Annotated in this window: 14 protein-coding genes; 1 reads left to right on the forward strand and 13 read right to left on the reverse strand. The window is 48.7% G+C overall.

Annotated elements, in window-relative coordinates; translation table 11 throughout:
- Positions 1-67: 67 nt before the first annotated feature.
- Together ACI6NM_RS03090 and ACI6NM_RS03095 are read right to left on the reverse strand one after the other, a co-directional pair.
- Positions 68-364 (reverse strand): hypothetical protein, encoded by a 297-nt coding sequence (locus ACI6NM_RS03090; RefSeq protein WP_262427831.1) that lies wholly within the window; start codon positions 362-364, stop codon positions 68-70.
- Positions 361-1,536 (reverse strand): amidohydrolase, encoded by a 1,176-nt coding sequence (locus tag ACI6NM_RS03095; RefSeq protein WP_262427830.1) that lies wholly within the window; start codon positions 1,534-1,536, stop codon positions 361-363. Before ACI6NM_RS03095 ends, ACI6NM_RS03090 begins: the two co-directional genes overlap by 4 nt.
- A 201-nt stretch (positions 1,537-1,737) precedes the next feature.
- On the opposite strand from ACI6NM_RS03095, the gene ACI6NM_RS03100 reads away from it, so the two are divergent.
- Positions 1,738-3,732, forward strand: coding sequence for a sigma 54-interacting transcriptional regulator (locus tag ACI6NM_RS03100; protein WP_262427829.1), 1,995 nt, complete (start codon positions 1,738-1,740; stop codon positions 3,730-3,732).
- 83 nt (positions 3,733-3,815) lie between these two features.
- Here ACI6NM_RS03100 and thrS read toward each other — a convergent pair whose 3' ends face one another.
- The 11 genes from thrS to ACI6NM_RS03155 form a co-directional block, all read right to left on the reverse strand.
- The gene (gene thrS / locus ACI6NM_RS03105) at positions 3,816-5,756 is read right to left on the reverse strand and encodes a threonine--tRNA ligase (protein WP_262427828.1); all 1,941 of its coding nucleotides are present in this window, start codon (positions 5,754-5,756) and stop codon (positions 3,816-3,818) included.
- Between the two features lie 459 nt (positions 5,757-6,215).
- Positions 6,216-7,130, reverse strand: a complete 915-nt coding sequence (locus ACI6NM_RS03110; protein WP_158356888.1) for an RluA family pseudouridine synthase — start codon at positions 7,128-7,130, stop codon at positions 6,216-6,218.
- Positions 7,127-7,639 (reverse strand): signal peptidase II, encoded by a 513-nt coding sequence (lspA, locus tag ACI6NM_RS03115; protein ID WP_022274594.1) that lies wholly within the window; start codon positions 7,637-7,639, stop codon positions 7,127-7,129. The genes ACI6NM_RS03110 and lspA overlap by 4 nt, the downstream gene beginning before the upstream one ends.
- Before the next feature lie 33 nt (positions 7,640-7,672).
- Entirely contained in the window at positions 7,673-8,794 is a 1,122-nt protein-coding gene (gene aroB, locus ACI6NM_RS03120) for a 3-dehydroquinate synthase (protein ID WP_337811024.1), read from the reverse strand.
- A 20-nt stretch (positions 8,795-8,814) separates the two neighbouring features.
- On the reverse strand, positions 8,815-9,570 hold the full coding sequence (locus ACI6NM_RS03125) for a YlmH family RNA-binding protein (protein WP_262427826.1): 756 nt from the start codon (positions 9,568-9,570) through the stop codon (positions 8,815-8,817).
- A 7-nt stretch (positions 9,571-9,577) separates the two neighbouring features.
- Positions 9,578-10,090 carry a cell division protein SepF gene (locus tag ACI6NM_RS03130; RefSeq protein ID WP_022274597.1) on the reverse strand — a complete coding sequence of 171 codons (513 nt, stop codon included), beginning with the start codon at positions 10,088-10,090 and terminating at the stop codon, positions 9,578-9,580.
- Positions 10,087-10,791: a YggS family pyridoxal phosphate-dependent enzyme gene (locus ACI6NM_RS03135; RefSeq protein WP_262427825.1), complete on the reverse strand. Its 705-nt coding sequence runs from the start codon at positions 10,789-10,791 to the stop codon at positions 10,087-10,089. Before ACI6NM_RS03135 ends, ACI6NM_RS03130 begins: the two co-directional genes overlap by 4 nt.
- A gap of 13 nt (positions 10,792-10,804) precedes the next feature.
- Positions 10,805-12,199: a biotin/lipoyl attachment domain-containing protein gene (locus ACI6NM_RS03140; protein ID WP_330599973.1), complete on the reverse strand. Its 1,395-nt coding sequence runs from the start codon at positions 12,197-12,199 to the stop codon at positions 10,805-10,807.
- Positions 12,200-12,351: 152 nt separating this feature from the next.
- On the reverse strand, positions 12,352-12,771 hold the full coding sequence (locus ACI6NM_RS03145; RefSeq protein WP_022274600.1) for a hypothetical protein: 420 nt from the start codon (positions 12,769-12,771) through the stop codon (positions 12,352-12,354).
- A gap of 91 nt (positions 12,772-12,862) precedes the next feature.
- Complete coding sequence (locus ACI6NM_RS03150; protein WP_262427824.1) at positions 12,863-13,870, reverse strand: D-alanyl-D-alanine carboxypeptidase family protein; 1,008 nt, start codon at positions 13,868-13,870, stop codon at positions 12,863-12,865.
- Positions 13,849-14,244, reverse strand: coding sequence for a methylglyoxal synthase (locus ACI6NM_RS03155; protein ID WP_438501024.1), 396 nt, complete (start codon positions 14,242-14,244; stop codon positions 13,849-13,851). The genes ACI6NM_RS03150 and ACI6NM_RS03155 overlap by 22 nt, the downstream gene beginning before the upstream one ends.
- Between the last annotated feature and the right edge of the window lie 3 nt (positions 14,245-14,247).

The following is a 14,247-nucleotide window of genomic DNA, read 5'->3' on the forward strand; positions in this document are numbered from 1 at the left end:
TGGCTGATCCTGGACCAGTATAAATTGTGGTGAATCCCGCACTCCTAACTAACGGGATTGCCGGATCCTAAGGATTAAATGCATCAATTGCATGAATTTGCGGTGTAATCGGATCCGATCCTTCATTTACATCCAAAAGACTTCCTGGATTTGTCACTAGATGCTGGTGAACTGACAAATGAGTATGACAATCAATTAATCCAGGCATCACATATCCATTATCCAATTCAATTATCTCCGCCGCCTGGGAAACATCCAGATTTTCTCCTACATCGATAATTTTTCCATTTTCGATTAAAATCGAACCATTTTCAAGAATCCCTCTTGTGATTGTATTTATGGTACGTGCCTTTATTGCAATCATACATCTCTCTCCCTCCGAAATACGATCTCTCCCTCAATCATTGTCATCTGGCAAAGAGAGAGACTGCTTAATGGGTTGCCATCAAAAATTGCAATATCTGCATCTTTTCCTGGCTCTATTGATCCAATCCGATGATCTAACCTCAAAACCTCTGCAGGATATATGGTTAAACCTCTCAAGGCATCCTCTTCTGAAAGACCACGTCGAGTTAATAACCCAGCTTCTACCGGAAGCCACGCAGTACCTCCTGAAGTATCAGCTGTCAAGCATACCTTAATCCCTGCATCTGTTAATATTCCAGCAGTCTCCAGCTTTAACCCCCACACCTCCTGTTTTAATGGATCTAAGAGTAATGGACCAACCACACAGTACAAGTGATTTTCTGCAATTAAATCCTTAACAAGGTAGCCCTCTGTCGCATGCTCCAATGTAAAGTCTAAACCGTATTCTTTTCCAATGCGGACGGCTGTTGCAATATCATCTGCCCGGTGGCAGTGAATTCGAACCCGCTGTTTTCCTCGAACTACCGGAACCAATGCATCTAATTTAAAATCCCGATCTGGCGATTTAGCTGGATCATTTTTCGCCTCGTCCAATTTATCTGCATAATTTTTTGCGTTGTATAATGCTTCCCGTAAAATTGCCGCTGTTCCCATGCGTGTCCACGGGGCAGTTTTTCTTTCCAATCCATAGAATCTTTTGGGATTTTCACCCAGCGCAAATTTCATCGCTTCCGTACCTGGAATCACCATCTCTTCAGCCGTATGCCCCCTAAGCTTCATGGCGATACCTGTTCCTCCAATCACATTGGCAGAACCCGGTCCTGTATAGACCGTAGTAAAACCTGCGGCCCTGGCTTTAGCTATCGCAGGATCTTCTGGATATATGGCATCCAGCGCACGAACATGAGGTGTAATTGGATCTGATCCCTCGTTTCCGTCTACCTGGAGACCAGGCATTGTTTTTAATTCTCCGAATGTAGAAATATGTGTATGACAGTCAATAAATCCTGGAGTTATAATCCCATGATGCGCATCAATAATCTCGCAGCCTTCCGGCACAGGAACATTTTCTCCTACCGCCACTATTTTCTTATCATTAATCAGTACAGTTCCATTCGGTATTATACCTTTTGTAATCGTCATAATTGTTCCATTTGTTATAGCTTTCATAAGATCCTCCTTTTCTAATAATTGATATTCGACTTTATACGATACTATTATCATAATAATACATTATTTTCAAGTAATTTAAAATTTATTTTCTCTATTAAATCGTTATTTCGAATTATTTTACAGTTTTTGGTTGAAATTATCCCAATAAAGTATTATTATAATTAAAAATCACCTAATTACAGAAAGGAAAGATTCGAAATGAAACCTCAAGTTCTTTTATTATATATTGACTCTTCAGCCAAGCTTGGAATTCTTCCATATTTATCCGCTATTTTTTCATCTCATCTGGATTTTGACAGCATTCAAATTGATCAGTTAAACCCGGAAGTGATTACAAAATACCAGCTTGTGCTTTTTTCCTCTGCTCTCTGCGAATCCAGAGTCAATGAAATTATAAAAGAAAAAGGCATATGCTCAAAGCAATGCGTACGAGAACTAAACTATACACATATTCATAAAATTTTAGAAATTCCCTCCCTCTCTAAAGTGTGTATTGTAAGTGATAGGAAAAAGAATTGTGAAGCAGTTTTAAAATCGTTACAAGATCTTGGTTTCACGCAATATATCTATACCATTTACTATCCAGGAGGACCCTTACCGGATTCATCTTTCCATCATGCCATCACACCCGGAGAGTCCAGATTTGTTCCTTCCACAATTAGAAATGTAATTGATATAGGCAACCGCAATGTAGATATTGCTACTTTGTGCTTTATTATCAATTATTTTCATCTTCCCGAAATACTTTTGAATTATGTAACTAATAACTATGCTGGATATATCAGCAATTTTATGAGACATATTGATTTGCGATCTGAGGAATCTATGCGTTATTTTACCGTTCGCGATAAGATTTTAGATACAATGAACCTTGGAATCTGCGTTGTTGATGCCTGCGGCTCTATTGAAATGGCCAACCATACCTTCTGTTCCTCTTTACAATCGGACCGTGGGCATGTTAAAAAACATATATTAACTGACCTTTTAAGAGAGCAAGGTAATTTTATTACTTTTAACGAACTTCTTTCTGGAACACCAGCTTCTCTTTCAAATGAAAATGGGGACAAGTTTTCTTTATTTCTAGCTGATTCCTTTGAGATATCTAATCGGAGTCTTAGATACCTTTTCCTTTTGGATGGCCTCTCCTCACGCTACCCAGTTACTGCCCCATTATGGAATATAAAAAAGAGCAAAAAATATACAGTCTTAGACCCTGGCAGCAGTCTAAGCCATCGTATATTCCAAAACCGCCGTATTTCTTATATTTTTCGCACTCTATCTTCATTTTCAGAATCCTCATTTCCTGTTCTGCTGCTGGGGGAAGATGGATTATTTCAAAAACATTTAGCGCAATACGTTCATGCAAACTCGGTCAGTGATGATATACCTTTTCTTACACTGGATGCTGGTCATCCTATATCATCTCCCATAAACTCATATTCTGATTTAGAAGCTCTAATAAGCGACGGCAATCCTGCTACCCTATTTATAGATCATTTGGAACGAGCTTCTATGGAATTTCAGTTTTTTTTAAGTTCTGTCCTTGGAAAAATTAACACTGATTTTACTTCCAAAGACTACCATCCAGTACGTTTTATCTGCTCTTACAGCGGTGATATTAAAGAACAAATCTCCTCCGGCCTTTTTTTGAACGAGTTATTCTTTCAGCTTAACACCCTGTCTTTAAAACTTAATCCTATTAGGGAGTTGAAAGAAATGATTCCTATATTTTATGAATATATTTTAAACGAATTAACCCCTGGAAATTTTCAAGGGGTAGAATCTATATTTACTAATCAGTTACTGGAATTTCTCATTGATTACGATTATCCAGGAAACATGAAAGAACTGGTTAATTTATGTCTATATTTCCATCATGTTTTTAATGGAAAAAAACTGACCCTTGCCCAGCTACCTTCTTATATTGATTGTAGGCCATACAAAAAAGCGGAACTATCACGTTCGGATAAAGCAATCTTAGATATTGTAAAAAAACATCCCCATGTAGGAAGAAATAAAATTCTTATTCTGCTAGGGGAGCAAGGAGTTTCACTTACCCCGCATCAAGTACGGACAACTTTAGCGGAACTTTCTAGTAAATCTTATATTCAAGTTATGAAGACCAAACAGGGATGCACTATTACAGAACTTGGAGAATTCATTTTAGAATGCTGCAAAATTGACAATCTATAAAAGAGTCTGCGAAAAAACACGATTTGTTTTTTCGCAGACTCTTTCTATGGCCAAAGCGGAATAAAAATCATTCAACTACGTTTCTATTTTACTTCTTTCTTCTCCACTTCCACCGGCCGGTTCACTCTTCCGGCGATCTCCTCTTTCACATCAGAGATAAAACCAGAAAGCTCTCTGGAGCCCTCGTCGCCCTTGAAGCGGCTTCTTACGGAAACCGTACCGTCGGCCTCCTCCTTCTGTCCTACGACCAGCATATAGGGGATCTTCTGGGTCTGGGCCTCGCGGATCTTGTAGCCGATCTTCTCAGAGCGGAGATCGATCTCTGCGCGGATCCCGGCCTCATCCAGCTGGGCCTTTACGGACTTTGCGTATTCCTCATACTTCTCAGAGATGGGAAGCACCTTTACCTGTACCGGAGCCAGCCAGGTGGGGAATGCACCGGCAAAGTGCTCGATGAGGATGCCGATGAAACGCTCCACAGAGCCAAAGGCCACGCGGTGGATCATGATGGGTCTGTGCTTCTCTCCATCCGCGCCGATGTACTCCAGGTTAAATCTCTGGGGCATCTGGAAATCCAGCTGGATGGTTCCGCACTGCCAGGTCCTTCCGATGCAGTCAACCAGATGGAAGTCGATCTTGGGACCATAGAAGGCGCCGTCACCCTCGTTGACCACATAGTTCAGGCCCAGATCATCCAGGGCGCCCTGGAGCGCACTTGTAGCCATCTCCCAGTCCTCGTCGCTTCCCATGGAGTCCTCCGGTCTTGTGGACAGCTCCACATGATACTCAAAGCCGAACAGCTTGTATACGCTGTCGATGAGCTGGGCCACGCCCTTGATCTCATCGCGGATCTGCTCCGGCATCATGAAAATATGGGCATCGTCCTGGTTGAAGCAGCGCACACGCATGAGGCCATGGAGCTGGCCGGATTTTTCGTGGCGGTGTACCAGACCGATCTCTCCCATACGGATGGGAAGATCCCGGTAGGAACGGGGCTCAGACGCATATACAAGAATACCGCCCGGACAGTTCATGGGCTTTACGGCATAATCCTCGTCATCGATGACCGTCGTATACATGTTGTCCTTGTAATGATCCCAGTGACCGGAATTCTCCCAGAGCTTCCGGTTCATGATGATCGGGGAGGAGATTTCCACATAACCGGCCTTCTTATGGATCTCACGCCAGTAATCCAGCAGTGTGTTCTTTAAGATCATTCCCTTGGGAAGGAAGAACGGGAAGCCCGGACCAGCCTCATGCATCATGAACAGGCCCAGCTCGCGGCCCAGCTTTCTGTGGTCACGCTTTTTGGCCTCCTCCATCATGGTCACATAGGCCTCCAGATCCTCTTTTTTCTGAAAGGCAGTGGCATAGATCCTTGTGAGCATCTTATTTTTTTCACTGCCGCGCCAGTAAGCGCCTGCAATGTTCATGAGCTTGAACGCCTTGCCGATCTCCTTTGTGGTCATCAGATGGGGGCCGGCGCACAGGTCTGTAAATTCGCCCTGCTTATAGAAGCTGATAACGGAATCCTCGGGAAGGTCCTCGATCAGTTCCACCTTATAGGGCTCGTCCTTCTCCTTCATAAGGGCGATGGCCTCGGCTCTGGGGAGCTCGAAGCGCTCCAGCGGCAGGGCCTCCTTGATGATCTTCTTCATTTCAGCCTCGATTTTTTCCAAGTCATCGGCAGTAATGGGATTCACCGGATCCACATCATAATAGAAGCCGTCGGCAATGGACGGACCGATGGCCAGCTTCGTATCGGGCCATAAACGCTTAATGGCCTGGGCCATCACGTGGCTGGCTGTATGGCGAAGGGCTGCCAGGCCCTCGGCGTCCTTGGCAGTCAGGATATTTAACTGGCAGTCAGAATCCACCACAGTCCTCAGATCTGCCTCTTCCCCGTTGATCTCTGCCACACAGGCCATTCTTGCCAGGCCTTCGCTGATATCTTTTGCAATGTCAATGACAGCCATGGGCTGTGCGTACTCTTTTACAGAGCCGTCCTTCAGTGTAACTTTCATTGTATCTCTCCTTTTCAATATATGGAAAACAGGCACCCGCTTTTTATGTCATAGGGTGTACTTGCTTATAACATAAAAAATCCCCTGCCACAGACGTTCTGTCTATGGCAAGGGACGAGTTTACCCGCGGTTCCACCCTGCTAGCACGAGCCGTATATAAGGCCCATACCTCTTATTTCTGATGATAACGGAATCACCGTTCCCGATTAAGGGACACTCCAGGGCGGTCTTCAGCCAAAGGTCCTGTAAAACGCTTTCAGCACAGGGCGCTCCTCTCTGGACATTTCCTAAAGCTTACTCTTCCTGTCTTCGTGTTGCTGTTTGAACTTATGCACTAGTATAGCACTTGCTGGGGATTTGTCAAGTATTTGTTTCCCGCATTTCCAGGCAGGCATCCTCCATGGAGCCGTCCGCTCCTTGTCCGAAAAACAGCCGGTTCCTGCTGTGCCCTGTCTTTACTTACGCTCCCGGAAGGACCTCCAGAAGGTGTTTAAAATATTCCGGAAGCGGGGCCGTAAATTCCATATACGCTCCTGTCGTGGGATGGATGAAGCCCAGGATCCCGGCATGAAGGGTCTGGCCCTGGAGCTTATACGGGCACCTGGCCGGTCCATAGACCTGGTCTCCCAGCAGAGGGTGTCCCAGGCTCGCCATATGGACACGGATCTGATGGGTACGGCCCGTTTCCAAACGGCACTCAATATGGGTAAAGCCCGAAAAGCGCTTCAGCACCCGGTAATGGGTCACCGCAGACTTGCCGTTCTGGTGGTTGATGCACATTTTTTTCCTGTCCTGGGGATGGCGGCCAATGGGGGCGTCTACGACACCCTCGTCCTCCTTCACCACTCCATGGACAATGGCCTGGTACCGTCTGGTTATGGAATGCTCCTTCAGCTGGGCGGCAATGGAATTGTGGGCCTGGTCGTTTTTGCAGGCGATGAGGACACCAGTGGTATCCATGTCAATGCGGTGGACGATCCCAGGACGCAGGACGCCGTTGATCCCGGACAGATCCTCCCGGCAGTGGTACATCAAAGCGTTTACAAGCGTGCCCGTATAATGACCGGCCGCCGGATGGACCACCATGCCCTTGGGCTTATTCACCAGGATCACGTCGCGGTCCTCATAAAGGATATCCAGGGGGATGTTTTCAGCCAGGATCTCCGGCTCCACCGCCTCCGGCACCTCAAAGGTCAGCCGGTCGCCTTCCGACACCCTGTAACTGGCCTTTACCGGACGGCCGTCTGCAAAAACGCCGCCGGATTTCATGAGCTTCTGGAGAAAGGAACGGGAATATTCCTCACACTGCTCCGACAAAAATTTATCGACCCGGTCGCCGGAGGCCTCCTCCGTCACAAAGATCTCTTTCTTCACCTGGCCTTCTCCTTCCCGGAAAAGAAGTCCAGCTCCCCTTCCTTATAGTAAAAGCCAGTCAGAAGGACCAGAAGGACGGCCGCAGTCACCACGTAGCAGTCTGCCACGTTAAAGATCGGGAAATCAATGAGACTGAAATAGAGGAAGTCCACCACATATCCCTGGACGGCCCGGTCGATCATATTTCCCACGGCCCCGGAGGTCAGGAGCACCATGGAAAAATACAGCGGCATATACCGCCGGCTCCATGGCATCCGGTAAAGGAACAGAAGGACCACAACGATCACCGCCGCAGCCACCAGGAAAAAGAAGGCGTGCTTTCCCTGAAGGATCCCGAAGGCTGCCCCCCGGTTTTCCGAATACAAAAGCTCAAATACCCCATCCCAGATCACAAAGGGGCCGTTCCCCATTAAATTCTCCACAGCCAGCCGTTTCGTCCACTGGTCCAGCCCCACCGCCAGGGCCGTCAGGAGACCGAAAAGCCCGTACCGTTTCCACAAGCTGTTCATGTCATTCTCCTTATCTGAAATCCCGGGGCAGGATTATTTTTCTCCCGGGCGCTCCATAACAGCGTCCAGAGCGTCCTTCATTTCCTCGTCGGTCACAGTCCGGTCCACATAGGCGTGGCCCAGGCGGTCCAGAAGGATGAACTTGATGACCCCGGCCTCCATTTTCTTATCATTCTTTGTAGCCGCCACCACAGCCTCTTTTGTAAGGCCGCCTACGGATACAGGCATATCAAAGTATTCCATGGTCTCCCTGTACCGGTCAGCCTCTGCCTCCGGCACCATTCCCCGCTTCACACAGATATCCAGGGCCGCCAGGGCTCCCAGGGCAACACAGTGGCCATGGAGCATGGAAAAATCCTTTAATTTTTCCACTGCATGGCCCAAAGTATGGCCGAAATTTAAAACGGCCCGCTCGTTCTGCTCGGTGGGATCGGCCTCCACCACCTGCCGCTTGATCCGGTTGCTCCCGCAGATCAGCCTCCGGCATACAGAAAGCTCCCGGTTCCGGACTGCCTCCTTATTTTCCAGGATCCACTCATAATACTCCTGGTCCCGGATCAGCCCATGCTTGATGACCTCGCCCATACCGGCGGAAAACTGCTCCGGAGGCAGGGTCTTTAAAGCCGACACATTGGCATACACCAGCTTCGGCATATGGAAAGCACCCACCATGTTTTTATAGCAGTCAAAATCCACGCCTGTCTTTCCGCCGATGCTGGAATCCACCTGGGAAAGCAGGGTGGTGGGGATCTGGATAAAGTCCACGCCTCTTAAATAGGTGGCCGCAGTGAACCCGCACAGGTCGCCTGTGATGCCGCCTCCAAGGGCCGCCAGCCAGTCCTTCCGATCAAACCGGTTCTGGATCAGGTGTTCGTAAACGCGCTTCACCGTATCCAGGTTTTTATGCTCCTCGCCTGCGGGAAAAACGTAGGACGTCACCTGGCTGAAGCATCCGGAAAGGAGCTTTTCCACCGCCTCCAGATACAGGGGAGCCACGTTGGAGTCTGTAACGATACAGAGCTTTCTCCCCTGGCTTCCCAGCCTTTCCATTTCCTCCGGGAGACGGTCAAAGCTGTCCTCCAGGACGATGTCGTAGATGGGAGCTCCATCCCGGCATACCTGCATCCTTCCCTCTTCCATTTCTAAAACCGCCATGATAGTTCCTCCTTCTGTCTTCATCGGTATTTTAAGAACGTGACGGAGATCCGCCCCTTTTTCGTCTGTCCTCCGTTCCTTGAAAAGAGGAATTTTCCCACACCGCGGATGGACAGGATCTCTCCGGGCTCCATCTGACGGGAGGGAGAAAGAACAGCCTGGCCGTTGATAAAAACCTTCTCTCCGGCGATCAGACCGGCAGCCTTCGTTCTGGATACGCGGCCGCAGAGGGCCACAATGGCATCCAGGCGCACGGAGCTCACCGTTCCCGCCACCTCTTCATATTCCGGCTCCAGGAGCTCTTCTGCCCCCTCCCAGACCGCAGCCTCCACAGCTGTGCGGCCCACCGTATCCAGATTCTCCAGCACGTAGCGGCTGATCTTTTTCAGGACCATCACATATCCGTCCAGGTCCTTTATCACGATATCCCCGATCATAGCCCTCTCGATTCCCAGGTTCATCAGGGCCCCCAGGAAATCCCGGTGGGTCAGCTCCCCGGAAAACTTTTTATTCCGGGCCGAGATCCGCAGGCATTCAAAGGGCGGGTCCTCCAGCTCCTCCTTGTAGGATGGAAGAAAACAGACAACCTTCCTTTCTGCCCCTGGGAAGCCGCCGGCGAGAACGTATCTCACCGGCGGCAGCGTGCCAGAAATGCTCTGGAAAATTGTCTGCTCATTTAAATTCAGGAAATCCGTATTGGAGGGCATGTCCCTGTGAAAACACAGCTCCGCCAGCTCCAGGACTCTTTTTCTGAAAAGCTGTTCTTCTTTTTCCATGGTCATCCTATAAGTGGATATTGAGACCGGACACGTCGATGTTTCCGCCGGAAAGCAGATCCTGGAAGTCTCCGGAAAGCTCAACAGACTGCGGGGTTGCGATAAATATGTAGTTGGATATCTTCTGAAGATTTCCGTCCATGGAATAGGTGGCTCCAGAGGTAAAGTCGATGATCCTCTGGGCTGTCTCCGTGTGGATCCCCTCCATATTGAGGACCACAGCCTTTCCGGCCAGAAGATAATCACAGATCTCTCTGGCATCCTCCAGGGATGTTGGCTTGATCAGGGAAACCTCCATCCCCCTGCGCATGGGAACCACCTTGTTATTGGATGTGGCTCTTGGCAGGAACCTGGGTTTCTGTACCTCCGGCTCGTCATAATCGTCCTCGTAGCTGTCCTTCTTGAACAATCCCTTTTTCGCAGGTTTATCGTCATCCTCATAGTCGTCATCTAAGAAGTAATCGTCATCACTGTCTTCGCTTAACCGCATAGAATCCATCAGTTTGTTCAGGAAACTCATTCTTTCTTCTCTCCAATCTGTCTGGAACCAAAAATACCGGTCCCTACTCTTATCATGGTGGCTCCTTCTTCCACAGCGACCTCAAAATCACCGGTCATGCCCATAGAAAGCACACTCATGGTACCATTATCAATGTTTTTACTTTTGATGTCAACATATAATTGATATAATTTCTTAAAATGTTTTCGATTTTCTTCTGGATTTTCGACATTGGGAGCGATGGTCATAAGTCCCCTTACCCGGACGTGAGGGAGGTTTTTTACCTCTTCCAGAAGGGGGATCACCTCCTCCAGCATCAGGCCAAACTTACTCTCCTCCCTGGCCACATTGACCTCCAGAAGGATGTCTGCGGTCAGATCTCTCTTTGCCGCCTCCTGCTCGATCTTTTCTGCCAGATGCAGGCTGTCCACGGAATGGATCAGAACTGCCTTTCCCACCACCTGCTTCACCTTGTTGGTCTGCAAATGGCCGATCATATGGAATCTGGCGTCCTCCGGCATCTCCGGATATTTTTCCAGGATCTCCTGTACTTTATTTTCCCCAAAATCCCTGGCTCCGGCCTCGTAGGCCTCCTGGAGCATGGACAGGGGCTTTGTCTTGCTGACCGCGATCAGAGCGACCTCCTCCGGCCTTCTTCCCGCCCGTTCACAGGCAGCGTCCACACGTTCTCTTATGGTTTTTAAATTTTCTGCTACTGACATGATTCTCCTCCGGTTACTGATAAATGACGACGCCGTTGGCTCTTACGGCCCTGGCGTCCAGTACAATATGGTCATAGACCGAAAGGCCGTAATCCGTGCCCCTGGCCACAATGTCGTACTCGTCGCTGGACGTCAGGATCTCGACCTTTCTGAAATCCGTATAGCCCTTATTGATGTTGTAAACTCCTGTTACCGCAGCCTTGGCCCCTATCTGGTACCGGTCCTGGGAGTTTTCCTTCACCAGATAATCTCCAGGCTTAAATTCGCTGTTCTCCCCGGCGTCCACATAGTAATACGTATCGTCTGCGTTATAGATATCGCAGGACACAAGAACGGCTCCAGCCCCGTTTTCCGTATACGTCTCCTTTAAAAAGCCCTTGCCGCCTCCGGCCAGGAATTCTTTAGGGATCAGATAAAACTCCACATCTGTGACGGCGCTCTTTGGGATCTTAAGCCCGGTCACCTCCTCGGTGATGATCTCAAAATCCACAAAACGGTCTGAAATGAACTGCTCCATATATTTGGAAAAGTCCAGCTTTCCGTAGGTCTTCCCGTCCCCTCCGGTGATCATGGAAAATGCGCCGGGGGTCTTCAGATCTTTCCCAGCAAATTTCACGGTCAGCGCGGTCTTCCCGTTATAAAGAGCCGCGTCCTCCTCGGTCATCTGGAAGACCAGGGACCAGTCGCTGGAAGTGACCAGCTTATAGGCCGGTTCCCCCACGCCCACCAGCTTCCCGGATTTCAGGATATTCTTCGTATAGCCAGACCGGTCGAACATCTCCTCCGTTACCTGGTTCGGATCCACTCCCTCCAGGGAATCCACCATATATGAAACGATCCCCGACTGGTCGGCCCTTACCTGGACAAAATTCACGCCCATTTCCTCCACAACGCTGTCCAGGTTTTTCAGGGCGTCCACGCTGACGTATTCCAGCACCTCCGAATCCAGCGTATACCTGGTATCGTAAACGGTCTTAAAATCGTTTTCCGTAAAGGTCTGGCTGAAGGAGGAAAGCTGTTTTTTTAAGGACGCAAGGTTGTCCCTGGATAAGGCCACTGAGCCGTCGGTCTTTTCTGCCAGAAGCTCCGAAAGCTTTCCCGTCTCATCCACCGAATAGACCCTGGTGCCCACTGCGGCCTTTTTTCCCTCCCGCAGATAGAAATTAATGTTCCCTGCCTGCTCCGTATATTTTACGGTTTCTGTCCGGAACGCAATGCCCGTGTGGCGCTGGTCGTTGACGATGCTGCCTTCAGGCACCTCATAAAACTCGATCTTTTCTCTCCGCACATACGTATACACATAAAAGGCCATGTATGCGAAGATAAGGGCGAAGATGATCATTCCCACATTTATATTCAAGGGCCGGCGGTACCGGATCACCTTTTTGTTCTTTTTCTTTTTTGCCAACTGCTCCCTCCGTTCAGAGTGCTTTTTTCATATCTTCCCTATTATATATGGATTAACTGGAAAGTTCAAGTTTCTGGGGAAATTCCGCCAAAAAAATGGCATAAACAATTTCTTGTTCATGCCATTTGTATTCTTACGAAGGAGCGGTTATTTTATAAGGCCACCAGAACCATATCCTTTGCGGAAGCAGGAAGCTCTTCTCCGTCCATAGAAATGCTAAGTACAAAGTTTACATGGTATTTTGTACTTACCTGGTCAAGCTCAGCCAGGGTTGCAGAAATATCTTCGCCCTCCAGACCGGCAAGTTTTAAGAAGCTGTCCAGATACATAACCTCCAGATCATGATCCTGGGAAATGATTCCGCAGATAAAACCAACAAAAGCCTCAGCGCTATGTACCGGGAACTCCGCAACATTGATCAGGCGGATCTTGTTGCTCAGTTCATACATATGCTTGGAGCTTTTATCTAAATATACGATAGAACCCTTGGATTCCTTTACGGCATTGTTAGCCATATCCAGTAAATATTTTGTTTTACCTTTTCCTTTTTTTCCAGCGATAATCTGCACCATAACGATCTCCTCCTTGGATTTTATATAATTTGTATAAAAAATCGTTTGATTATGATATGATTATAGACTATTTGCTTAAAAATTGCAACGACTATTTGTCAATTTTGGAAATAATATTTGTCATGTCCTCATAAAGGTGCGCCCGGCTGTCGGCTCCCATGATCACAGAGGCGTATTCTCTCCCATCCTCTGTCCTGGTCCCCATAATAAGACAGTACCCGGCCGCCTTTGTAGTACCGGTCTTTCCGCCAAAGACCGCCAGTCCCTCCGGCGTTTCGGCCTTTCCATTCATATAATAATTCCCTACGGTCCAGGAGGCCGTTTTCTGGCTTCCGTCGCTGCCCGTATAGACTGCCGTATGATCGTGGGCACCGATAATGGTCCGAAACGTATCGTAGGTCAGCGCCTCATGGAACATCAGATACAGATCGTAGGCCGTGGTATAATGATCCGGATCCGTAAGGCCATTGGCATTGACAAAGTGGGTTCCTGTGGCTCCCAGACGGGCCGCCTCCTGGTTCATCATGGATACGAAGCCCTCAATGGAACCTCCCACATGGACGGCAATGGCATTGGCCGCATCGTTGCCTGAGGGGATCATCAGCCCGTAAAGCAGGTCTTCCAGGGACATCTGGTCTCCAGGGACCACACCGGCCATGGAGGAGCCGGATTCCGTTATGACGGCTTCCTCCGGTACCGTCACAAGATCCGACAGATTCCCGTATTTTAAAGCCACGATGGCCGTCATGACCTTGGTGGTGCTGGCCGGATTCATCCGTTCCGTCAGAGCCTGCTGGTAAAGGGCCGTTCCTCCATCCAGGCTTAAGACTCCGGCAGCCCCTGCCGAAAGAGCCGCCTCTCCCTCTCCGGGGCTGTCGTCTCCTTCTTTTGGTACGGCCAGACCAGCGGCAAAGCCGGGAGCCCGGCCATCTCCCTCCTCTGCCGTAAAGCGGACGGCACGGTCGTCATACGAATACGCATGCTCCAGGCCGCTCTTCTTCCCGCAGCCGGTGACCAGAATTACAAGGGCTGCGGCAAGAAGAACAGCTCTGGATCGTCTGTGCTTTCCGTCTATGATCATTTGTACATTTCCCGCCATTCCAGATCTCCCCGGTCCAGTACCTTAATGAGCAGCTCTGCCGTGGCCAGGTTGGTAGCCAAAGGAACGTTGTGGATATCGCAGAGCCTTACGGCCTTATTGACATCTGGCTCATGGGACTTGGGCGATAAGGGATCCCGTAAAAAGATCACCAGGTCCATATCGTTGCTCTCGATCTGGGCTCCCATCTGCTGCTCTCCGCCCAGATGTCCGGGCAGGTATTTATGAACGTTTAAGTTGGTGACCTCCTCGATCAGCTTACCGGTGGTACCGGTGGCATAAAGGTTGTGCTTACATAAAATACCCTTGTAAGCAATGCAGAAATTCTGCATCAGTTTTTTCTTGGAATCATGTGCGATCAATCCTACATTCATACG

The sequence above is a fragment of the Pilosibacter sp. YYHA0881 genome (genome assembly GCF_051602715.1).
Taxonomy (GTDB): domain Bacteria; phylum Bacillota; class Clostridia; order Lachnospirales; family Lachnospiraceae; genus Alitiscatomonas; species Alitiscatomonas aceti.

Coding starts and splice junctions, on each gene's coding strand:
- ACI6NM_RS03090 (WP_262427831.1), bottom strand. CDS start 364: ATGATTGCAATAAAGGCACGTACCATAAATACAATCACAAGAGGGATT.
- ACI6NM_RS03095 (WP_262427830.1), bottom strand. CDS start 1,536: ATGAAAGCTATAACAAATGGAACAATTATGACGATTACAAAAGGTATA.
- ACI6NM_RS03100 (WP_262427829.1), top strand. CDS start 1,738: ATGAAACCTCAAGTTCTTTTATTATATATTGACTCTTCAGCCAAGCTT.
- thrS (WP_262427828.1), bottom strand. CDS start 5,756: ATGAAAGTTACACTGAAGGACGGCTCTGTAAAAGAGTACGCACAGCCC.
- lspA (WP_022274594.1), bottom strand. CDS start 7,639: ATGAACAGCTTGTGGAAACGGTACGGGCTTTTCGGTCTCCTGACGGCC.
- aroB (WP_337811024.1), bottom strand. CDS start 8,794: ATGGCGGTTTTAGAAATGGAAGAGGGAAGGATGCAGGTATGCCGGGAT.
- ACI6NM_RS03125 (WP_262427826.1), bottom strand. CDS start 9,570: ATGGAAAAAGAAGAACAGCTTTTCAGAAAAAGAGTCCTGGAGCTGGCG.
- ACI6NM_RS03130 (WP_022274597.1), bottom strand. CDS start 10,090: ATGAGTTTCCTGAACAAACTGATGGATTCTATGCGGTTAAGCGAAGAC.
- ACI6NM_RS03135 (WP_262427825.1), bottom strand. CDS start 10,791: ATGTCAGTAGCAGAAAATTTAAAAACCATAAGAGAACGTGTGGACGCT.
- ACI6NM_RS03145 (WP_022274600.1), bottom strand. CDS start 12,771: ATGGTGCAGATTATCGCTGGAAAAAAAGGAAAAGGTAAAACAAAATAT.
- ACI6NM_RS03150 (WP_262427824.1), bottom strand. CDS start 13,870: ATGGCGGGAAATGTACAAATGATCATAGACGGAAAGCACAGACGATCC.
- ACI6NM_RS03155 (WP_438501024.1), bottom strand. CDS start 14,244: ATGAATGTAGGATTGATCGCACATGATTCCAAGAAAAAACTGATGCAG.